This is a genomic window from Parahaliea maris (assembly GCF_008064665.1).
Taxonomy (GTDB): domain Bacteria; phylum Pseudomonadota; class Gammaproteobacteria; order Pseudomonadales; family Halieaceae; genus Parahaliea; species Parahaliea maris.
In genome coordinates this window covers 613,272-635,043 of sequence record NZ_VRZA01000002.1, presented here as the reverse complement: position 1 = coordinate 635,043, position 21,772 = coordinate 613,272, and the positions used below count along the sequence as shown (strand labels likewise).

Genomic DNA, 21,772 nt, shown 5'->3' with positions numbered 1-21,772 from the left:
CCGAGAGGACTCCCCATGCTGCTGGAAGGCTCCCTGGCCGCTCCCGACGCCATCCGCGCTGAAATGCGCGAGTTTTACCGCAAGGACGAAAACGCGGTGCTCGAACACCTGCTGCCGCTGGCAGATATCAGCAACGCCGCCCGCAGCCGCGCCTGGGAGCGCGCCCGTAAACTGGTGCTGCAGATTCGCGCCGAGCAGAGCGGTAAGGGTGGCGTGGACGCCCTGCTCCAGGAGTATGCCCTGTCCACTGAGGAAGGGGTGGTCCTGATGTGCCTGGCCGAGGCCCTGCTGCGGGTCCCCGACCGGCACACCATCGATCGCCTGATTCGCGACAAGCTGGCCGACGGCAACTGGAGCGCCCACCTGGGGAACTCCGAATCCCTGTTCGTTAACGCCTCTGCATGGGGTCTGCTGCTGACCGGCAAGATGGTCAACTACAACGACGAGGACAAGAGCGAACAGTTCGGCCTGCTGAAAAAGACCATGGGGCGCATGGGCGAACCGGTGATCCGCGCTTCGGTGCGCTACGCCATGCAGATCATGGGCACCCAGTTCGTGATGGGCACCACCATCGACAATGCTGTGGAGCGCGCCAAAGAGGAGGAAGCCAAGGGCTATCGCTACTCCTACGACATGCTCGGCGAGGGCGCCCGCACCATGGCTGACGCCGAGCGCTACTTCAACAGTTACATGAACGCCATTGAGGTCATCGGCAAGGCGGCCAACGGGCGCGGCCCGGTCAACAGCCCCGGCATCTCGGTGAAGCTCTCCGCCATTCACCCCCGCTACGAATTCGCCCAGCGCGACCGGGTGATGACCGAACTGGTACCCAAGCTGAAGACCCTGGCCCTCGCCGCCCGCCGACACGACATCGGCTTCACTGTCGACGCCGAGGAGGCGGACCGGCTGGACATTTCCCTGGATGTCATCGAGGCGGTGTTCGCCGACCCGGAACTGGACAACTGGGACGGCTTCGGCATCGCGGTGCAGGCTTACCAGAAACGCGGCATTTTTGTTATCGAATGGCTGCGGGCCCTGACCCAGCGAGTCGGCCGCCGGATGATGGTGCGCCTGGTCAAGGGCGCGTACTGGGACACCGAGATCAAGCTGGCCCAGGTCGAGGGCGAGCACGACTTCCCGGTGTTCAGTCGCAAGCCGTCTACCGACGTCTCCTACCAGGCCTGCGCCGCGAAGCTGCTGGAGTACCGCGATACCATCTACCCGCAGTTTGCCACCCACAACGCCTACACGGTGGCCACCATTCTGGAGATGAGCCAGGACCGCAGTGGTTACGAGTTCCAGCGCCTGCACGGCATGGGCGATGCCCTCTACGACCAGGTCGTGGAGGGTGAGGGTGTCCCCTGCCGGGTCTACGCGCCGGTTGGCGTACACGCCGACCTGCTGGCTTACCTGGTGCGCCGCCTGCTGGAAAACGGCGCCAACTCCTCCTTCGTCAACAACATCGTGGACGAGGACATCCCGGTGGAATCCCTGCTGGAAGACCCGGTGGAGCAGGTGCGGCAGTGGCAGGACAAACGCAACCCCCACATTCCCCTGCCGCTTGCCCTTTACGGCGAAGAGCGCCCCAACTCCGAGGGCATGGACCTCACCGACCCGCTGGAGCTGGAGCCCGCCCGGGTGGCGATGAATCAGTGGCTGGACACGTTGCCCCTGGACTATAGCGAAGGTCGCGAAGGTGGCGAAGTGGTGGAGATTCGCAACCCCGCCGATCACAGCGAACTGGTCGGCAAGGTCAGCTTCGCCGATGACCGACAGATCGAAACTGCCCTGGACAGCACCCATGCCGCGTTCGCCAACTGGTCGGCGCGCCCCGTCGGTGACCGGGCCGATATCCTGCGCCGCCTCGCTGACGCACTGGAAGCCAACAGTCACGAACTCATCGCCCTGTGCTGCAAGGAGGCCGGTAAATCACTGCCTGACGGCATTGCCGAAGTGCGCGAAGCGGTGGACTTCTGCCGCTACTACGCCGCCCGCGCGGAACAGGCCGACTTCGCCGCCGAGGGCCTGAGCGCCCGGGGCGTGGTGCTCTGCATCAGCCCCTGGAACTTCCCCCTGGCCATTTTCCTCGGCCAGGTCAGCGCCGCGCTGGTCACCGGCAATACCGTCATTGCCAAACCGGCGGAGCAGACCAGCCTCATCGCCTGTCGCACCATTGAACTGGCGCGGGAATGCGGCCTGCCGGAGGATGCCCTGCAACTGCTGGTGGCCCCGGGCCCCCGGGTCGGCGAAAAACTGGTGCCTGACACCCGCATCAAGGCGGTCATGTTCACCGGCTCTACCGAAACCGGCACCTGGCTGGCAAAGGCGCTGGCCCAGCGTCCCGATGCCCCGGTGCCCCTGATCGCGGAAACCGGCGGCCAGAACTGCATGGTGGTGGATTCCACCGCCCTGCCGGAACAGGTGGTGGACGACGTGGTCACCTCGGGGTTCCAGAGCGCAGGCCAGCGCTGCTCCGCCCTGCGGGTCCTGTTCCTGCAGGACGAAATCGCCGACAAAGTGATCGACATGATCATTGGCGCCATGCGCGAGTTGCGTATCGGCGACCCCGCCTGGCTGTCGACGGATATCGGCCCGGTGATCGACAGCAAAGCCAAGGCCCGGCTGCAGGAACACGTCGACTATCTCGACGGCACAGGCCGCCTGCTGTACGCCTGTGATGCACCGGAAGGCGAAGGTCACACCTTCTTTGCCCCGCGCCTGTACGAGATCAGCAACCTCTCGCTGCTGCAGCGGGAGGTATTCGGGCCGGTCGTACACGTGGTTCGGTATCGCGCCGAGGACTTCCGCAACGTCCTCGAACAGATCAACCAGACCGGCTACGGTCTCACCTTCGGCATCCACAGCCGCATCGAGGACGCCTGCGAAGATGCGGCAAAGCGCATCAGTGCCGGCAATATTTACGTCAACCGCAATATGATCGGCGCCATTGTCGGGGTGCAGCCCTTCGGCGGTCGCGGCCTGTCGGGCACCGGCCCCAAGGCCGGTGGCCCCGACTACCTGGGCCGCCTGGTCACCACCGGTGAAGAGGCCGAGAACGCCGAACACCAGCGCCCCCTGCCGGTTGCGGGAGGCCGCCCGGTACTCGGCGAATTACGGGCCAGCAAACCGCTGCAGAAAGCCTGGGCCGAGCGCTCACTCAACGACCGCATCTCGGTACTGCGGCAATTTATCGCCACCTACGCCGAACGCCCTGCCGCCCGGGACCCACTGATGCTCGAGGACACCCTGGGCGCCGCCCGCAGCCAGCTGCGCTACGCCGCCGAGTGCCTGGGCGAACCCACTGTGCTGCCGGGCCCCACCGGGGAACTGAACACCCTGCAGCGCGAGGCCCGCGGCTGTCTCAGCATCCTGCTGGACGACGCCGCCCACAATGGCGAATACCTGATGGCGATACTGTCAGTGCTGGTGGGTGGCAACGCCCTGTCTGTCTTTGTCTCCGAGGGACTGCTGGCCGAGTGGGAAGATATCGCCCATGCGCTGAAGGGCGCCGGCGTGCCCGAGGGCCTGCTGACGATGGCTCCTCTCGCCAGCACCGAGCAGGCCCTGGAATCACCCTTGTGCGACGGTGTACTGGTACACGCCCGGAGTGCTCACCTGCACGCCGTGGCGCGCAGGCTCGCCGAACGCAAGGGCCCGATCATCCCGCTGATCAGCTGCGTATCGCCCAAAACCCTGCTGCGCCAGACCCAGCTGGAGAAAACCGTCAGCGTGGATACCACGGCCTCCGGCGGTAACGCCTCGCTGATGACCATGCCCGCCTGAGGCGTCAGTCCGCACGCGCCATGAAATCGTTCATGGCGTGTGCCAGCGCCTCCCGCTCAGGCACAGCAAGCAGGCGCTTCAATGCAGGGGGTTCCTGCTGCGAATCACAAGCCACAATGACCGGCCAGGTGGATTTTCTGTAACAGTTCCATAACACCGGTTCGCTGCCTTATAGTGACCGCTGGGAACTACCCGGAGTCAGCGAACCCCAACATGACCGCTCGCACCCTCACACCGCGGCAGAAGATCTTCTACGAGATCATCTTCGGCACCGAGACACCCGCCGGGAAGTGGTTCGACATCTGCCTCATTGCGATCATCCTCACCAGCGTCCTGATTGTCATGCTGGATTCCATCTGGGATCTGCACGCTGAGTGGGGCTGGCTGTTCTGGCAGATCGAGTGGGGCTTCACCGTACTCTTTACCCTGGAGTACCTGGTGCGCATCTGGTGTTCCCCCAATCGCAAGGCCTATGTGCTGAGCATCTACGGCGTGGTCGACCTGTGCGCCATTCTGCCCACGTACATCGCCCTGTTTTTCCCCCAGGCGGCCTCGCTGCTGATCGTACGTCTACTGCGTATCCTGCGTATCTTCCGGGTGCTGCGCCTGATCGCATTCCTTAACGAAGCCAACATGCTGGCCGGGGCCCTGCGGCGCTCCGCACGCAAGATCTTTGTATTCTTCTCGATGATGATCATCATCACCATGATCTTCGGCTGCCTGCTGTACGTGGTCGAGGGCCCGGAAAGTGGTTTCACCAACATCCCCATCAGCATCTACTGGGCCATTGTCACCATCACCACGGTGGGCTACGGGGATGTGGTGCCGGTAACCGCCCTGGGCCGCGCGATTTCAGCCACCGGCATGCTGATCGGCTACGCGATCATCGCCGTCCCCACCGGTATTATCACCGCCGAACTGGCCTCGGGCCTGCGCGGCAATCACCTCACCACCCGCAACTGCAGCCAGTGCTCCCGCGCCGGGCACGACCTGGATGCGCGCTATTGCAAATACTGCGGCAGTGACCTGCCTGCGCTGCACCAGGAAGGCGACTGAGGTCCAGCCCCAGACTAGGAATCGCACAGACCCGGCAGTAGAATGTTGGCAAGCGTCACATTGACGACCTATAACGACCATAAACTCCAATAACGCTGTTACAGAGCATCCCGCAATGAAACCATTATTTCGCCAGACCCTGGCGGCTGCCATTGCCGCTGCCTCCACCACCACCTACGCCCAGCCCGTGCTGGAAGAAGTTATCGTGACCGCCCAGAAACGGGCGGAAAATGTCATGGACGTGCCGATTTCCATCAGCGTATTCACCGAAAATACGGTGGAGAAGCTCTCTGCACGCAACCTCACCGACCTCGGCCGCTTCACCCCCGGGGTAGAAATGAACAACGACAACGCCCTGCAGCCGACCTATACCATCCGCGGTGTGCAGACCAATGACTGGACGGTGGGTTCCGACCCCGCTGTCGCGGTCTATGTCGACGGCGTCTACGCCGCCCGTGGTGCCGGCGCCGAAGCCGCGCTGGCAGATATTTCGCGGGTCGAGGTCCTCAAGGGCCCCCAGGGCACCCTGTTCGGGCGCAACGCCACCGGCGGTGCCATCCACATCATCAGCCAGCCGCCGGTGTTTGAGCAGGAGGGCCGGGCCAAGCTCACGGTGGGCGATTACGGCCGTCTCGACGGCGAATTCATGGTCAACACGCCCCTGTCGGAAACCGTCGCCGTACGCCTGCTCGCCGTGAGCCGCAATCGCGACGGCTTCCTGGAGAACATTTCCGGCCCGGACCAGAGCGAACAGAGCAGCGACGGCGTCCGTGCCAGCCTGCTGTGGGATGCCGGCACCAACACCGAGGTGGTGTGGCGTGTCGAATACAGCGAAATGGACCAGCACGGCGGTGCCCAGTTCACCCAGATCAACAGCGTGTTCGAGGGTGCCAACCCCGGCCGCAAGCTCGACGTGTTCGGCAAGATTGCCAACGATTTCGTCAGCAAGGAAGAGCGGGAGATGTTCTCCACCTCGCTGGAAATCAACCACGACCTCGGCGACGTCACCCTGACCTCCATCACCGGCTGGCGCCAGTTCGAAACCGAACTGCTGGAAGACCTGGACGGCTCCAACAATCCGGATTATTACTTTGCCTCCTCCAACCCCGACGACAACGAATACTTTTCCCAGGAATTCCGCTTCTCCGGTGCCACCGAACGCCTGATGTGGACCGCCGGGGCGGCCTACTCCCGGGAGAGCGTAGACCACCTGACCACCGCGGAATTCAAGATGAGTACGCTGGAGTCCTTCGCCTGGGCGGAAATCCTGCGCAACTCTACTTCGGCCACTTCCCAGGCTTTCCTCTCCGCCCTTGCCGGCCTGTCACAGGAAGAGATCGACGGGCTATCCGGGCTCAGCAACTCGGAGGTGGGTGAAATCATCCCCAGCTACCGCCAGGTCCAGAAGGATCGGGGTCTGGACGGCATCGCCAGCTCCGCCTTCATCTGGAGCTTCCTCAATGACCAGGGCACCCTGGAGGACTTCGGGCTATCGACCAACCCGGTGCTCGGCCTGTTCCAGATATTGGGGGATGTGGGCCCGCGCATCGCCGCCGGCGGAGACTGGATCGAGTCGGTGGAAAGCAGCGGCACCTTCGAGAGTTACGCCATCTACGGCGATGCCACCTATAGCCTCACCGACCGCATGAACCTCACCGGTGGCCTGCGCTACACCTACGACGACAAGTCCTTCGACCTGTTCACCCAGTACCAGAACCAGATTGCCGGCGCCGATTTCGGCCTGGCGTTTTACAACAACGGCCAGCCAGTGCTGGACACCAGCCAGAGCGACACTTGGGACGCGATCTCCGGCCGCCTGGTGCTGGACTACCACTTCACCGACGATGTGATGGGCTACGCCAGTGTAGCCACCGGCTTCAAGTCCGGCGGTTTCAACAGCCTGAACTTCGGTCCGGACATCGACACCTCCTACGATGAAGAGGAAGTCATCAACTACGAACTCGGGACCAAGGGGGCCTACCTCGACGGACGGCTGCAGTTCAATGCCGCGGCCTTCTTCTACGAGTACAGCAATCTGCAGGAGCTGAAGCTGCTGGGGCAACCCATTCCCAGCTACAACCTGCGCAACGCCGATGCCGAAGGCTATGGCGTGGAGCTGGAGGGGTTCTGGTTGCTTACAGAGAACCTGACTCTCAGCGGGAACTACAGCTGGCTGAAAACCGAGTACACCGACTTCGATATCATCGAAGCCGCCGGTGAAACGGAAGAAGACGACCTGACTGGCGAACCGCGGGTGGGCACGCCAGAGAACAAGGTCAACCTGGCCCTGGAGTACACCCTGGCGCTGGGTGACTTCGGCGACCTGCAGACCCGGTTCGATTACACCTGGAATGACAAACGGGTAGAAAGCCTGAACGACCCAACCCGCGAAGTGGACGCCTACGACCTGGCCAACCTGCGCCTGACCCTGTTGCCCGAAGGGGGACGCTGGGAAGTCAGCGCCTGGAGCACCAACCTGTTCGACGAGGAGGTCATCACCGTGTTCGGCGACAACGGTGATGCCATCGGCTCACTGACCGGCTGGCGTATCCCGCCGCGCATGGTGGGCATGGACTTCCTGTTCCACTTCTAGGCCGCTCGAGCCTTACTTCGGAAACAGCAATACCAGATTGATGCGGCCGCCCCAGCCCTCGGGGCCCGCATCCGTGCTTTCCAGCCAGTAGCGCACGCCCGCTCCCACCTGGACCAGTTGCCCGCCAAACTTGAGCACCTGGTTCACCATCAGGTTAACCGGCACGCTGGCCTCGTCGGCCTCCCAGTCATAGGTGGTCTCCAGATTCATCGCGATCGTGGTGGCCGTGGGTGTGTTATAGGCAATGAAAGGCTGAACGAAGGTACTGTTGACGTCGCCCCGGTCATCATCTCCGGCGAAGTCCACAAGGTGATTGGCGAGCGCCCCGAAGGTCCATTGCCCGACCTGTTTCAAGGCCACCCCGGTAGGACCGGCCCCCCACTTGTCCGCGGTCAGCAGGTCGTCGGAACCGGTTGGCAACAGCAGCACCGGGCCCACCCCCCAGATCCAGCCGCTGTCACTGGGCGCCTTGGGTGAGAAAAAGACGCTCTGCACCACGTCACCGATGCCGTCCTGGCTGCCGGCACCGGGAAAGATATCCTCCTGTGAAATCACCGGCAGAATGGTGCGCGATATGAGGTTCCAGTCCTCGCCGATACTGACGGGAATCACCGGCTGGATGTTCGTCGTCCAGCGCTCGCCGTCATCGCGAGGGCCGATATTGCTGTCATAGTTGATCTGCATTGGCACGCTGATCAGGGAGGCGACCGGATTACTCAGTTGCTTGGCGAGATCCGCCGATGAACCACCTTCCTGGGCCTGCGAGGCAAGGCTGACCGTCAGGGTCAGGGTGATGGCGAGGTAGCGGAGGGAACGGCGGTATGACATAGGTTGTAAATCCTTGCGGCAAGACGGCGATGCCGCTGAAGTATAGCCACAAGGGCAAGGCGCGCCCATGAGCCGCCCCCCGCATTCAGTGGTAGCATTGCCAAAGCAGAGGCGGCCCCGATCGGTTATAATCCCCGCCCATTTTCCAGCCGGGCGCTGCACGCCCCCTGCCCCATGACCCAGCCAACCCCCGTTTACGATTATCGCAAGTACTGGGCCGAATGTTTCGGCCCGGCTCCCGAGCTGCCCATGTCCCGCGCGGAAATGGACGCCCTGGGCTGGGACAGCTGCGACATCATCATCGTGACCGGCGACGCCTACGTGGACCACCCGAGCTTCGGCATGGCGGTGATCGGCCGGGTGCTGGAAGCCCAGGGCTTCCGGGTGGGCATCATCGCCCAGCCCGACTGGACCAGCGCCGAACCGTTCAAGGCGCTGGGGCGCCCCAACCTGTTCTTCGGGGTCGCGGCCGGCAACATGGACTCCATGATCAACCGCTATACGGCCGATCGCAAACGCCGCAACGACGACGCCTATACCCCCGGCAACGTCGGCGGCAAACGCCCCGACCGCGCGGTGGTGGTGTACAGCCAGCGGGTCCGCGAAGCCTACCGCGACGTGCCCCTGGTGATCGGTTCCATCGAGGCCAGCTTGCGCCGGATCGCCCACTACGATTACTGGAGCGACAAGGTGCGCCGCTCGGTGCTGCTGGATTCCCGGGCGGACCTGCTGCTGTACGGCAACGCCGAACGGGCCATTGTTGACGTGGCCCACCGCCTGGCCGCCGGTGAAACCATCCGCGATATCCGCGACCTGCGGGGTACCGCCTTCGTCCGCAAGCGCCTGCCCGAGGGCTGGCGTGAAATCGACTCCAGCCACATCGACGTGGTGGGACCCATTGACGCCCACCCGGACCCCTACGCCGACACCCGGACCGAGAGCTGCGCCAGCAACGACACCGGTACCGCGGCTGGCGACGTACAGGTGGTGACCGCCGCCGGCGAATTACCCGCTGCGGTAGCGGCAGAGATTGAGGCGGAGCCGGTCACCCTGCTGGACAGGAAGGACACGCGCCAGGCGGTGATTCGCATACCCGCCTACGAGCAGGTAAAAGACGACCCGGCCCTGTACGCCCATGCCTCGCGCATCCTGCACAAGGAAACCAACCCCCACAACGCCAGGCCCCTGGTACAGGCCCACGGCGACCGGGACGTGTGGCTGAATCCACCGCCGATTCCACTGGAGACGGACGAACTGGACTGGGTGTTCGAACTGCCCTACACCCGCCTGCCCCACTCCACCTATGGCGAGGCCCGCATTCCCGCGTACGAAATGATCCGCCACTCGGTGAATATCATGCGCGGCTGTTTTGGCGGCTGCACCTTCTGCTCGATCACCGAGCACGAGGGGCGCATCATCCAGAACCGCTCGGAAGACTCGATCATTCGCGAGGTCGAGCGTATCCGCGACACCTCGCCCGCTTTTACCGGGGTGATTTCCGACCTGGGCGGCCCCACCGCCAACATGTGGCGCCTGGCCTGCAAGAGCCCGAAAATCGAGGCCGCCTGCCGCAAGCTCAGCTGCGTCTTCCCGGGTATCTGTAAAAACCTGAATACCGACCAGACTCCGCTGGTGAACCTGTACCGCCGTGCCCGTGCCGTGCCGGGTGTGAAGAAGGTACTGATTGCCTCCGGCCTGCGCTACGACCTGGCGGTGGAAACGCCGGAGTACGTGGAAGAACTGGTGACCCACCACGTGGGCGGCTATTTGAAAATCGCCCCGGAGCATACCGAAGATGCGCCGCTGTCGAAGATGATGAAGCCCGGCATCGGCACCTACGACCGCTTCAAGGCCATGTTCGAGAAGTACTCTAAAGCGGCGGGCAAGGAACAGTACCTGATTCCCTACTTCATCGCCGCCCACCCCGGCACCCGCGACGAGGACATGATGAACCTGGCCCTGTGGCTCAAGCGCAACAAGTTCCGCGCCGACCAGGTCCAGACTTTCTACCCCTCCCCCATGGCCACCGCCACCGCCATGTACTACAGCGGCAAGAACCCGCTGAAGCGCGTGACTCGGGGCTCCGATACCATGCCGACGGTACGCAAGCTGTCCCAGCGCCGGCTGCACAAGGCCTTCCTGCGCTACCACGACCCGGACAACTGGCCCCTGCTGCGCAAGACCCTGAAAAAGATGGGCCGTGCCGACCTCATCGGCAATGGCAAGGTACACCTGATTCCCCCGCGGCAACCGCCCAAGCGGCACGAGCGGGTACCTGCCGACGCGCGCCCCTTCGCTACCCAGCACAATGGGCTGCCGCGCAACCCTCGTAGTAAACCGGGCAGCGCTCGCAATACCACCAAGAGCAAGACCGGCAGCAAGAAAAGCTAGCAAGTTTGTACTTGCAGTCCGCTGCCAGTCTGCTAGTTTTGGCAACATACTCAAAGTTCTAATCATAAAAAATGGAGTATGGCCTATGTCCCGAGGTTCAATCGGCGCACCGTTCGTCGCCAGTCTGCTGACTGCTGCACTGTCTCCACTCTCCCTGGCGCAGAGTGGCGGCATGCTGGAAGAAATCATCGTTACCGCCGAAAAGCGTGCGACCACGATACAGGACACGCCCATTGCCGTGACCGCCTTCAGCGGCACCGAGCTGGACCGGGCGCTGATCAGTAAATCCCTCGACATGCAGTTCAATGTACCGAACATGCTGATGAGCAAGGACAACTTCACTACCGCCGCCATATCGATCCGGGGCATCGGCAACCAGGCCATCGGCGCCGCAGCCGACAGCGGCGCCGGCACCCACTTCAACGGGGTCTACCTCAACAATGGCCGGATCTTCGAGACGGAATTCTTCGACGCCGAGCGGGTCGAGGTACTGCGCGGCCCCCAGGGCACACTCTATGGCCGCAACACCACCGCCGGCGTTATCAACCTGATCACTCGCAAACCGGAAGATGAGTTAGGCGGCAATATCAACCTGGAAGTTGGCAACTACGACCACGTCAAGGTCAAGGGCGCTCTCAACCTGCCCCTCGGGGACAGCTTCTCCCAGCGCTTTTCACTATTCTCCCTGCAGCGGGACGGCTTCGTCGACAACACCTTTAGCGGAGGCGACATCGACGGCCGCGACATGGTCGCCCTGCGTTCCTCCACCCGGTGGTCCGGGGAGAGCACCGAAGTGAACCTGGTGGTCAATTACATGGAAGAGGACTCCACCCGCATGCGCGGCAGCAACCAGCGCTGCCTGCGCGACCCCGACGGCATCATTGGCTGCCTGCCATCGGGCCTGGCCAACCAGCGTACCCACAGCAACGCGACGGTAACCGGCTTCCTGGTGAACAACCTGGTGGCCAGCGTCACCGGCCTCGACTTCCCGGACGATGATTTCGTCAATTCAGTGGTCAACGATGATCCGCGCAAACAGCACCTGGACTTCAAGCCCCGCTACGAAGTGGACGACTGGATGGCCTCCTTCGAAGTGGAACACGATTTTGAAAACTTCACCCTGACCTGGCTGACCGGCTATCACCACTCAGACCTCAATGCCCGCAACGACTACGACTTTACCGTGGCCTCTGAACCCTGGCCGGTGTCGGTTACCGTGGATCGCGGTCCCGATGGCCCCATTCCTGTGGACCGCGCCTATTCCAGTGACCGCTCCACCACCACACCGGAACAGGTCAGCCAGGAGATACGCCTGGCGTCTGACTTCGAGGGTGACTGGAATTTCCTGGTTGGCGGCTTCTGGCTCGACTACCAGAGCGAAGTTCACTACTACGTGTATTCCGCTGCGCTCGAGCTGTTTGGCGCCACCTTCGGCGTTCCCGAACAGCAGCGCCTGTTCGACAACGACACCCTCAGCTATGAACTCGAGACCTGGGCGGCATTCGGCGAACTGTACTGGCAGGCCACGGACAAACTGCGCCTGACCCTGGGCCTGCGCTACACCGAGGAGGAAAAACGTGCCCGGCAGCGCACCGTCTACCTCGGCTTCCTCGACAACCCCATGGCCGAGGACGGCGGCTACAACGATTTTGCCGGGACCTGGGAAGAACCTACTGGCAAGTTCAATGCCACCTGGGATATCAACAACGACATCATGGCCTACGCCACCCTGTCGCGCAGTTACAAAAGCGGCGGCTTCAACCCCATCTCTGCCGACTCGGTGCTACTGGAACAGAACCCGGGACTGGCCTATTTCGACCCCGAGTACATCAACGCCTTTGAAGTCGGGATCAAGTCGCGGCTGCTGGAGAACACCCTGCAGGCCAACCTGACCTACTTTTACTATGACTACGAAGGCCTGCAGATTTCCAAGATCACCCAGCAGACCAGCCTCAACGAGAACTTTGACGCCGCCATACAGGGTTTTGAGGGAGAGCTGGCCTGGCTGCCCACGACCAACTGGCGCATCACCGCCAATATCGCCTGGCTGGATACCGAGATGGACGGCGGCACCAGCCTGGACCCCGCCGACATCAACCAGATGGGAACCACCGACTTCATCGCCAACGCCGTCAACTCCAACCTGTACTTCGGACCCGGCTGCCCCGAGGGGCAACTCACCTGCGCCGGTATCGAGGCCAACCTGGATGGCAACCAGTTGCCCAATGCGCCCGAGTTCTCGGTCAACCTGGGTGTGCAGTACACGTGGCCCCTCGACAACGGCATGGAACTCGTAGCCGGCACCAACTATTACTGGCAAGACGAGTTCTACACCCGGGTGTTCAACACACCCAATGACACCGTGGACGCATGGGACGTCTGGAACGCCACCCTCACACTCTACAGTGCCGAGCGCAGCTGGTTTGCAGAGGCCTGGGGCCGCAATCTCAACGACGACGACCACGTGACCGGGCAGTACGTGGGCGACCAGAATGTCGGTCTGGCCACCAACCAGTTCCTGCTGGAGCCGCGTACCTACGGCATCACCCTGGGCTACAATTTCTAGCCGGCTTCCTCCCGCGCCTGCCGGGCCCGGGTATGGCGGGTGGGCGCGGCGTTGACCGGGTCTTCCGGCCAGGGGTGTTTCGGGTAACGGCCGCGCATTTCCTTGCGCACATCAACGTAACCGTTCGCCCAGAAACTGCGCAGGTCGGTGGTCACCTGCAATGGGCGCCCGGCAGGGGACAGCAGGTGAATGCACAGGGCGACACTGTTGTTGCAGATCCGTGGCCCGTCTTCGCAGCCGAACATTTCCTGCAGCTTCACCGCCAGTACTGGCGGTGACTGGCTGTAGTCCACGGCGATACTGGAACCGGAAGGCACCGCAATGCGCTCCGGGGCCAGGCGCTCCAGCTCCAGCGGCAGGGGCCAGGGCAGGCGCGCCTGCAGGATGGTTTTGAGATCGAGCCGGCCGAAGTCGGACAGGCGCTGGACACCGTCCAGCCAGGGCAAAAGCCACTCTTCGAGGGAAGCCAGCAGGGCCTCGTCGGACAGGTCCGGCCAGGGGTTGTCACCCCCGGCCTCGGCAGCCTGGCGATGCAGCAGCTGTACCCGCGCCCGCCACTGGGCCAGCGGTGCCGTCCAGGGCAGAACCCCGAGCCCGCGTGCGCGCAACATGCCCAGCAGGGTCTGGGCGCGCGCCTCGGCGGGTACGTCAGTCAGGGTCTCGGTGCGCAGTTCGATGTTACCCACACAGTACACGCGTTGCGCCAGGAAGCGTTCGCTGCGCTCGTCCCAGGTTACCTCGTCCCGCTGCACCACCAGGCTGGCCAGAAGCCCCGCAAACACCGATTCGGCCAGCGGAACCGCGCTGAAAATCCGGTCGTCGCGTTCGCCCTGTCGGCCGCCGGCTTCAGCCACCGCCAGCCAGGGTTCACCGCACAGGGAGTCGTCCGCAGGCAGCCGTGCGCTGCGTCCGTTGGCCAACTGGTAGAGAGTGCCATCACCACCGGGGCGCAAGCGCGCTATCCGGTCGGGGTAGGCGGCGGCCAGCAGCACTCCGGTGGCCTCAGCGGCCGGCACCGGCAACGCCACCTCCCGGGGTTTGTGGATCGCGCTGGAGATCCTGGCGTAGCGCCGGGCCTGTTCCCAGGTTCGGCGATACCAGCCCTGCAGTTCTGGCGGACAGCGGCTCTCTGCCAGCAGCACGGAGACAGTGCGATTGAGGTCGGTGCCCTCCCCCGCCAGCGGATTGCGCTCGGCGAGCAGCGCCGCTAGCAGGCAGGCAACCTCGGCGGCGTGAATATCACAGCCCAGCAGCAACATATGCGCCAGTCGCGGGTGCAGCGGCATCTGCGCCAGGCGAACGCCGTGGGGTGTCAGCTGCCACTGACCCGGTACGGGGCTGACCACGGCATCACAGACGCGAAGTACCTCCAGGGCCTGGCCATAGGGTCCCGCCGGGGGCGGGTCGAGCCAGTCGAGTTCTCGCGGGTCCTGGACTCCCCAGGCCAACAGTTGGAGCGCCAGGGGCGCGAGATCGGACTGCAGGATCTCCGGCATCGCCTGAGGTACCAACTGGCGTTGCTGTTCCTCGCTCCACAGGCGGTAACAGGTACCGGGGCGCAGGCGCCCGGCCCGGCCGGCGCGCTGTTCCGCCGAGGCGCGGGAAATGCGGCGGGTGGCCAGGCGGGTGACGCCGGTGCCGGTGTCGAACAGCGCCTGCCGTTCGAGGCCGCTGTCCACGACGGTATCAATGCCGTCGATGGTCAGGCTGGTCTCGGCAATATTGGTCGCCAGCACCACCTTGCGCCGGCCCACGGGGGCCGGTTCGATCGCGGCCTGCTGGCGCTGCAGGGACAGGCCGCCGTACAGCGGGCAGATCTGGACACTCTGGCCGAAGTCAGCCAGACGCGGTGCCAGGCTGCTGGCTACCCGGCGGATCTCGGCCTGGCCGGGAAGGAACGCGAGGATGCTTCCCGATTGCTCCGCCAGCGCCCTGAGCAGGGTATCCACCACCCGGGGTACGATCGGGTCCCGCAGCCTGTAGGGGGCGTTGTAAAGCACCTCCACCGGGTACTGGCGTCCCTGTGACGTAATGATGGGAGCTCCTGCCAGCAGGGCGGCCACCGCCTCGCCGTCGAGGGTGGCGGACATGGCCAGCAGACGCAGGGGGGGCAGGGATTCCCGGAACAGCGCCCGGGCCTGAAGGACCAGCGCCAGGCCCAGGTCGGAGTCCAGGCTGCGTTCGTGGAACTCGTCGAATATCACCAGTCCCACGCCTTCGAGGGCCGGGTCTGCCTGCAGCCGCCGTGTGAGAATGCCCTCGGTAATCACCTCGATGCGGGTGTTGTCGCCGACACAGGTGTCGAGGCGGATGCGGTAGCCCACGGTCTGGCCCACCGCCTCCCCCAGCAATTGCGCCATCCGCGTCGCCGCGGCCCGGGCCGCCATGCGCCGGGGCTCGACCATGAGGATCGTGCCTCCCGCCAGCCAGTCCTCCTGCAGCAGGACCAGGGGCACCGTTGTGGTCTTGCCGGCACCCGGCGGCGCCTGCAATACGGCCTCGGTCCGCTCCCGGAGGGCGGCGCAAAGCGCCGGCAGGACGTCGTTAACAGGGAGATCAGCGGTGGCGGGTATCGGCATCGCGCCATAGTAAGTGATCGCCGGGGCCGAAGCCACGCCAGAGGCTGGTGCCGGGGCCCCAGGCAATGCTCCACTTTGGTGCACACCAGGACAGGGCCCAACTGTGCCGATTCAACAGAAGGACGGAAAATTCACGAAAAACGGGGCCGTAACAAGCCTGTAACTCGCAAAATTTAACATCTTCGGGCATCTGGCAAGTTATTTGCTGTACCTATATGCCGCGCTTGCTACAGCGCGCCGACAGCGCCAAAGGCGCGAGGACGGACATGGCTTACGAGGAAATTGAAGCCCATCTCGAAGGGCTCGAAGATACGCACGGTGACAAACCCGGAGTCGCCTTTTTTGATCTCGACGGCACGTTGATCGCCGGCTACTCGATTGTCGCCCTGGCGTGGGAGACCGCCCGCCACGGTGCCCGCCAGGGAGAGCTGCGGAAATCACTGCGGGTGATGCGCGACCTGCTGCGCCAGCGCACCAAGGGCTCCGGCACCAATTATCACCGCCTGGTCAGGCGGGTGACCCGCAGCCTGGCGGGCATCAGCGAGCAGACCCTGTCCGAACTTGGCGAGCGCGCCTATCACAGCACTCTGGCCCGCAGCCTGTTCCGGGAAGCCATCGCCCTGGTGGAGGCGCACCGCGCCGCCGGTCACCACCTGGTTATCGTGAGCGCGGCCAGCCAATACCAGGTGGAACCGATTGCCCGGGTACTGGGTATCGAGGAAATTTGCTGTACCCGCCTGGAAGTGATCGACGGCAACTTTACCGGCAAAGTCATCACCCCCATGTGCTACGGCGAAGGCAAGACCCTTGCGGCCCGCCGCATCGCCCGCAGTCAGGGTGTGCCGCTGGCCGACTGCTGGTTCTACACCGACTCCAGCGCCGACTTGCCCCTGCTCAAGGAAGTGGGCCACCCGGTGGCGGTGAACGCCTCCGATCGCCTCGGTGCACACGCCCGCGCCGAGCAGTGGCCGCAACTCGATTTCGCCTCCCGTGGCAAGCCCAACCTGGAGTCACTGCTGCGCACCGTACTGACGGTAGAAGCCGTGGCTGCGACCACCTTCGCGGGAGCGATTGGCCGACGCCTGGGCATGCGGCCCTTCGGCCATGTGAATCGCATGACCCAACTGCTGGGTGATCTCGGCTCGGGTTTTGCCGGCCTGGATTTCGAAGTGGAGGGGATGGACCACCTGCTGAATGTTCGCCCGGCCATTTTCACCTTCAATCACCAGAGCCTGCTCGACTCCCTGGTGCTGGCGCACCTGCTGCGCCGGGACGTGGTTCCGCTGGTGAAAAAGGAGATGGCCAACAACCCGCTGGTCGGCCCGCTACTGCGCCAGGCGGGCACTATATTTGTCGACCGGGACGACAAGGACCAGGCGGCAGTCCTGCAGAATGCCCTCGACGTCCTGCAGAGCGGCCGCTCGCTGCTGATAGCACCGGAAGGTACCCGCAGTACCCTCGGCAACATCCAGCCGTTCAAGGCCGGCGCCTTCTTCCTGGCGAAGAAGGCCAAGGTGCCAGTGGTGCCCATCGTGCTGCACAACGTCAAGGATGCGCTGCCCAAGGGCGGCTTCCTGATCCGGCCGGCGACCATCCGCATCACCGTCCTGCCCCCGGTCTACCCACAGGACATGGGCAGCGTACGGCAGACCTGCCACGCCATCGAAAGCCAGTACTGCGAACTGCTTGGCAAATCGCAGGTCGCCGCCCTGCCGCGCCCCTACCGCGCCGCGAGCTGACCCGGCTAACGGGTGCGCCCCCCGCGTAACAGCGGGCCAGGCGCTCCCCGTCGCCGGGCACTACTGCGTGTAGCGAAACCCCGTACACTCCTCGGTGTAGTCCCACAGGCGCTCCGCCGCCGCCTCATCCAGTGCCCAGGGTTTGGGCGTTGCCTCGCGGCTGTTGACGAAATAACGGCCGCTGATTCCCGCCACTGACGGGTCGCACGCCAGGAACAGGGAAGTGCGAGCCCCCTGCTCCGGCGTCTTGAAAAACGGCTTCAGCAGGCGCGGCACAATACCGCTGACAAAGCCGGCATTCTGGGTACCCAGGGAGCTGGCGACCGCACCGGGGTGACAGCAGTTCACTGTGGGAGACTTGCTTCCCAGGCGCCGGACAAGGCCGAGGGTAAACAACATGTTGGCCAGTTTGGAACGGCCGTATTCGCGGAAGATGCGGTAGTTCTTCTCCGCCTGCATATCCTCGAACCCCATGCCGCGCACAAACTTGTGAGCATCGGAGGCCACGTTGACGATACGCGCCCCCGGGCTGTCCTCCAGCAGCGGCAGCAGCAGGCCGGTCAGCACGAAGGGCGCGAAGTGATTCACCGCCAGGGTTTCCTCGAACCCGTCCAGGCTCTCCCGGCGCCTGGTATTGATCAGGCCCGCGTTGTTGATCAGTACCTCCAGGCCACCATCGATACCGGCCAGTTGCCGGGCGGCTTCCGCCACGCTCGCCAGTGAGGCCATATCCATCTCGATGACAACGGCCTCTGGCGCTCCCAGGGCGGCGATCTCCGCGGCCAGTGCCTCGCCTTTCTCCCGGTTGCGGCACAGCAACCGCAGGTGGGCGCCGCGCACCGCCAGTTCCAGAGCTGTTGCCCTGCCAATCCCCGCCGTCGGCCCGGTAATGGCCACCCGTTTGCCTTCCACGATAGCTGTACTCCTTCACTATTGTTATTGTGTTGCATCCGCCTTGCCCAGACTTTACCCCGGCCGTGCTGCGCGAACCAGCATAGTACACTCGTCTCGAAATGCCTCTTGCCCGTCCCGTGCTTTTGCCGCCTAATGACCCGTATGAATCCCCTACTCGAACTCACTCGCATCGTACAGGCCGTTGCCCAGGCATCCGGACAGGCCGAACAGGTTGAACTCATCGTGGAGTCCATCCACCGTGCCATCGGTGTCGACGTCTGCAGCCTCTATATTTCCCAGCCCGATCACAGCATGCTGCTGGCGGCGAGCCACGGTCTCGACCCGCGTTCGGTCGGCCACTCCCTGCTTCCGGAAGGCACTGGCCTCGTCGGTCTGGCGGCGCGCAGCCGGCACCCGGTGAATATCGCCGAGGCGGCTTCCCATCCCGACTTTCGCTACATTGCCGAGACCCACGAGGAGGAGTTCCACAGCTTCTGCGGTGTCCCGCTGGTACGCAGCGGCGAGGTGATCGGGGTGCTTGTTGTGCAAGCCCGTGAGGCCCGTCTGATGAGTGAGGAGGAACTGGCCTTCCTGGTCACCCTCTCTGCCCAACTGGCGCTGGCGCTGCCGGCCGAGCCACAGCAGTTCAGCAATGCCCTGTCGACCACGCGCCAGGTACGCGGCGTCAAGGGAGCGCCAGGGATCGGCATCGGCAAGGTACAGACCTGTGACCAGTTTGATCTGTACAGCGTCTCCGACAAACCCTGCAGCGATCCTGAAGCCACCCTGAAACGCTGGTACAGCCTGCTCGAGCAAGTGAGCAGGGAGGTCGAGGAGGAGCGCTGCGCCCTGGGCGCCGACGTGTCGGAAAGCGTGGCCGCGGTTTTTTCCGCCTACCAGATGCTGTTGTCAGACAACCACCTGCGCGAGGGCGTCGCCGAACGGATACGGGCCGGCCAGTGGCTGCCGGGCGCCCTGCGCCAGACTGTCCAGCATTTCGCCGATATCTTCCTGGCAATGGAAGACCCCTACCTGCGGGCCCGGCACGAGGACCTCTACCATCTCGGCAACAAGCTCTACTCCGCGTGGCACGGCGAGGACAACACCGTGCCCGCTGACGGCAGCGGTCCCGTGGTACTGGTGGGCAGCAAGGTCAGTGTGTCGGACATTGCCTCCTGCGACCCCGACCGGCTGCAGGGCATCGTCTGTTTTGAGGGCTCGGCGCTGTCCCATACCGCAGTACTGGCGAACGCCCTCGGTATACCCGCAGTGATGGGCACCGGCACCCTGAAATCCCTCAATGACGGCGACCCGATCATCGTCGACGGCAATTTCGGCCAGGCGATCCTGCACCCTTCCGCCTCGGTAAAAAAAGAGTTCCGGCGGCTGCAGCAGGCCGACCGGACCCTGCAGGGTGAACTGGCGGAACTGGTCAACGAACCCGCGGTGACCACCGACGGCGAGCAGCTACGACTGTTTGCCAACACCGGCCTGCTCGCGGATATCTCGCCGGGAATCGCCAACGGCGCCGAAGGCGTGGGCCTGTATCGCACCGAGATGCCGTTCATGGTGTCTGAAACCTTTCCCTCCGAAGACGAGCAGGAGTATATCTACCGCCAGGTGCTGGAGGCCTATGCCGGTAAACCCGTGTACATGCGCACCCTGGACATCGGCGGTGACAAACCCCTGCCCTACTTCCCGATCATCGAGGACAACCCCGCCCTCGGCTGGCGCGGTATCCGCTTCTGCCTGGACAACAGCTCGCTCCTGATGACCCAGCTGCGGGCCATGCTGCGGGCAGCGGGTGACGCCGACAACCTGCGCATCCTGTTGCCCATGGTCAGCAACACCGGGGAGATCGATAAACTGCGCGCCCTGCTGGACGACGCCCTGGAACAATTGGCGGAAGAAGGCATTGCCGTCCGGCGGCCGCCGGTTGGGATCATGGTGGAAGTTCCCGCCGCGATCTCGCTGCTGCCGACCTGGGCCTCGCGCATCGACTTTATCTCCATTGGCTCCAACGACCTGAGCCAGTACCTGCTGGCCCTGGATCGCAACAACCCCCGGGTCGCCGCGGCCTACGACCACCTGCATCCGGCGGTCCTCAGGGAGGTGGCCCGCATTGCCCGGTTCGCACAGGACAGTAAACTGCCGCTGAGCCTGTGCGGGGAGATGGCCTCCGACCCCGCTGCCGTGCTGGTACTGGCGGGCCTGGGCATTCGTACGCTGAGCATGAGTGCGTCCAAGATTCCGCGCATCAAGTGGCTGCTGCGATCAACCGCCGCCGGGGAAGCGGCGACCCTGGCCGGGCAGGTCCTGGCGATGGAGGATGCCGCCAGCATTCGCGAGGCCCTGCAGGCGAATTTGCGCGAACGCGGCCTGGGTCGTCTGCTCGGCGACCAATAGCCGTTATACTTTCAGTAAACCGAACGGAGCGACTGCAGTGCCCATAGATTTTTCCAGCCAACACGACCCCCTGGCCAGTGAGGAGGCTTTACAGGCGCACATCGACGCCGCCCTCAACTCCCCGGTGTCCTTCGACCGCTACATGGGCCGCATGTACCAGGTGGTGGACAAGGTGTTCAGGCCGACCCTGCTGCACGGTGACCGGGTCCCGGACCGGCCCTGCCTGTTCATCGGCAACCACTCCCTGTTTGCGCTCGATGGCTGGGTTTTCGCTCCCACCGTATTCCACGAACTGGGTCGCTCCGTGCGCGCCCTGGGCGACAAATTCCTGTTCAGCAACAAAGCCCTCGGCGACACCCTTATCGACCTGGGGGCGGTCATGGGTCACCCGGCGGTGTGCGAAGCGCTCATGGAAAATGGCAGCGACCTGCTGGTGTTTCCCGGCGGCGCCCACGAAGCAGTCAAATCGGCCAGTGAAATGTATGAATTGCAGTGGAAGGAACGCTATGGTTTCGTGCGCCTGGCGGCCAAGCACGGCTACACCATTATGCCCTTCGGCATGATCGGGCCGGATGAGTTCTACGATCACTGGCTGGAGAGCGACGAGATACCCAATTCCGCCCTCGGGCGGTTACTGAAGCGCTTTGGCCTGCTGGATGAAAATACCCGTACCGACATGCTGCCGCCCATTCCCAGAGGTAGTCTCGGTACCCTGTTGCCCCGCCCCCAGCGCTGTTACATCGGCTTTGGCCATCCTGTGGACCTGGCGGACTACGCGGGCAAAACACCCACCAAGCCACAGCAGCGCAAGATTCGCGACGAGGTCGCAGGGGAAATCGAGGCCCAACTGGCGGAACTGCTGCGGCTGCGCGAGCAGCGCCGGCGGGAAGACAGCCTGTTGCGGCGTATTCTGACGATCTAGACGATGGTGGATGCA

The 21,772-nt window shown here is 64.0% G+C and carries 11 protein-coding genes; 8 read left to right on the top strand and 3 right to left on the bottom strand.

Features of this window, described 5'->3' with window-relative positions; genetic code table 11:
- Positions 1-15: 15 nt before the first annotated feature.
- The 3 genes from putA to FV139_RS07220 all read left to right on the top strand — a co-directional run bounded on the left by putA (position 16) and on the right by FV139_RS07220 (position 7,432).
- The gene (gene putA, locus FV139_RS07230; protein WP_148067567.1) at positions 16-3,783 is read left to right on the top strand and encodes a bifunctional proline dehydrogenase/L-glutamate gamma-semialdehyde dehydrogenase PutA; all 3,768 of its coding nucleotides are present in this window, start codon (positions 16-18) and stop codon (positions 3,781-3,783) included.
- 213 nt (positions 3,784-3,996) lie between these two features.
- The gene (locus FV139_RS07225) at positions 3,997-4,839 is read left to right on the top strand and encodes an ion transporter (protein WP_148067566.1); all 843 of its coding nucleotides are present in this window, start codon (positions 3,997-3,999) and stop codon (positions 4,837-4,839) included.
- Positions 4,840-4,954: 115 nt separating this feature from the next.
- Positions 4,955-7,432 carry a TonB-dependent receptor gene (locus tag FV139_RS07220; RefSeq protein WP_148067565.1) on the top strand — a complete coding sequence of 826 codons (2,478 nt, stop codon included), beginning with the start codon at positions 4,955-4,957 and terminating at the stop codon, positions 7,430-7,432.
- 12 nt (positions 7,433-7,444) lie between these two features.
- Here FV139_RS07220 and FV139_RS07215 read toward each other — a convergent pair whose 3' ends face one another.
- On the bottom strand, positions 7,445-8,260 hold the full coding sequence (locus tag FV139_RS07215; protein WP_187276442.1) for a transporter: 816 nt from the start codon (positions 8,258-8,260) through the stop codon (positions 7,445-7,447).
- A 174-nt stretch (positions 8,261-8,434) separates the two neighbouring features.
- Between FV139_RS07215 and FV139_RS07210 the strand changes: the two genes are divergently transcribed.
- Both FV139_RS07210 and FV139_RS07205 read left to right on the top strand, forming a co-directional pair.
- Positions 8,435-10,651 carry a YgiQ family radical SAM protein gene (locus FV139_RS07210; protein WP_148067564.1) on the top strand — a complete coding sequence of 739 codons (2,217 nt, stop codon included), beginning with the start codon at positions 8,435-8,437 and terminating at the stop codon, positions 10,649-10,651.
- An 85-nt stretch (positions 10,652-10,736) separates the two neighbouring features.
- Positions 10,737-13,217 (top strand): TonB-dependent receptor, encoded by a 2,481-nt coding sequence (locus FV139_RS07205; protein ID WP_187276441.1) that lies wholly within the window; start codon positions 10,737-10,739, stop codon positions 13,215-13,217.
- On the opposite strand, the gene hrpB is transcribed toward FV139_RS07205, so the two are convergent.
- A complete protein-coding gene (gene hrpB / locus FV139_RS07200) occupies positions 13,214-15,832 on the bottom strand; it encodes an ATP-dependent helicase HrpB (protein ID WP_235898574.1) in 2,619 nt (872 codons plus the stop codon). The two genes, FV139_RS07205 and hrpB, sit on opposite strands and share 4 nt — an antisense overlap.
- A gap of 230 nt (positions 15,833-16,062) precedes the next feature.
- Here hrpB and FV139_RS07195 point away from each other — a divergent pair, with 230 nt between their 5' ends.
- A complete protein-coding gene (locus FV139_RS07195) occupies positions 16,063-17,535 on the top strand; it encodes an HAD-IB family hydrolase (protein WP_187276440.1) in 1,473 nt (490 codons plus the stop codon).
- Positions 17,536-17,595: 60 nt separating this feature from the next.
- On the opposite strand, the gene FV139_RS07190 is transcribed toward FV139_RS07195, so the two are convergent.
- Complete coding sequence (locus FV139_RS07190) at positions 17,596-18,447, bottom strand: SDR family oxidoreductase (protein ID WP_148067561.1); 852 nt, start codon at positions 18,445-18,447, stop codon at positions 17,596-17,598.
- Between the two features lie 144 nt (positions 18,448-18,591).
- Between FV139_RS07190 and ptsP the strand changes: the two genes are divergently transcribed.
- Positions 18,592-20,835 (top strand): phosphoenolpyruvate--protein phosphotransferase, encoded by a 2,244-nt coding sequence (gene ptsP / locus FV139_RS07185; RefSeq protein ID WP_187276439.1) that lies wholly within the window; start codon positions 18,592-18,594, stop codon positions 20,833-20,835.
- Between the two features lie 37 nt (positions 20,836-20,872).
- The gene (locus tag FV139_RS07180; protein ID WP_235898573.1) at positions 20,873-21,757 is read left to right on the top strand and encodes a lysophospholipid acyltransferase family protein; all 885 of its coding nucleotides are present in this window, start codon (positions 20,873-20,875) and stop codon (positions 21,755-21,757) included.
- Positions 21,758-21,772: the final 15 nt, after the last annotated feature.

Bases quoted from the DNA above. Each gene is read 5' to 3' on its own strand.
- putA (WP_148067567.1), top strand. From the start codon at position 16: ATGCTGCTGGAAGGCTCCCTGGCCGCTCCCGACGCCATCCGCGCTGAA.
- FV139_RS07225 (WP_148067566.1), top strand. From the start codon at position 3,997: ATGACCGCTCGCACCCTCACACCGCGGCAGAAGATCTTCTACGAGATC.
- FV139_RS07220 (WP_148067565.1), top strand. From the start codon at position 4,955: ATGAAACCATTATTTCGCCAGACCCTGGCGGCTGCCATTGCCGCTGCC.
- FV139_RS07215 (WP_187276442.1), bottom strand. From the start codon at position 8,260: ATGTCATACCGCCGTTCCCTCCGCTACCTCGCCATCACCCTGACCCTG.
- FV139_RS07210 (WP_148067564.1), top strand. From the start codon at position 8,435: ATGACCCAGCCAACCCCCGTTTACGATTATCGCAAGTACTGGGCCGAA.
- FV139_RS07205 (WP_187276441.1), top strand. From the start codon at position 10,737: ATGTCCCGAGGTTCAATCGGCGCACCGTTCGTCGCCAGTCTGCTGACT.
- FV139_RS07195 (WP_187276440.1), top strand. From the start codon at position 16,063: ATGGCTTACGAGGAAATTGAAGCCCATCTCGAAGGGCTCGAAGATACG.
- ptsP (WP_187276439.1), top strand. From the start codon at position 18,592: ATGAATCCCCTACTCGAACTCACTCGCATCGTACAGGCCGTTGCCCAG.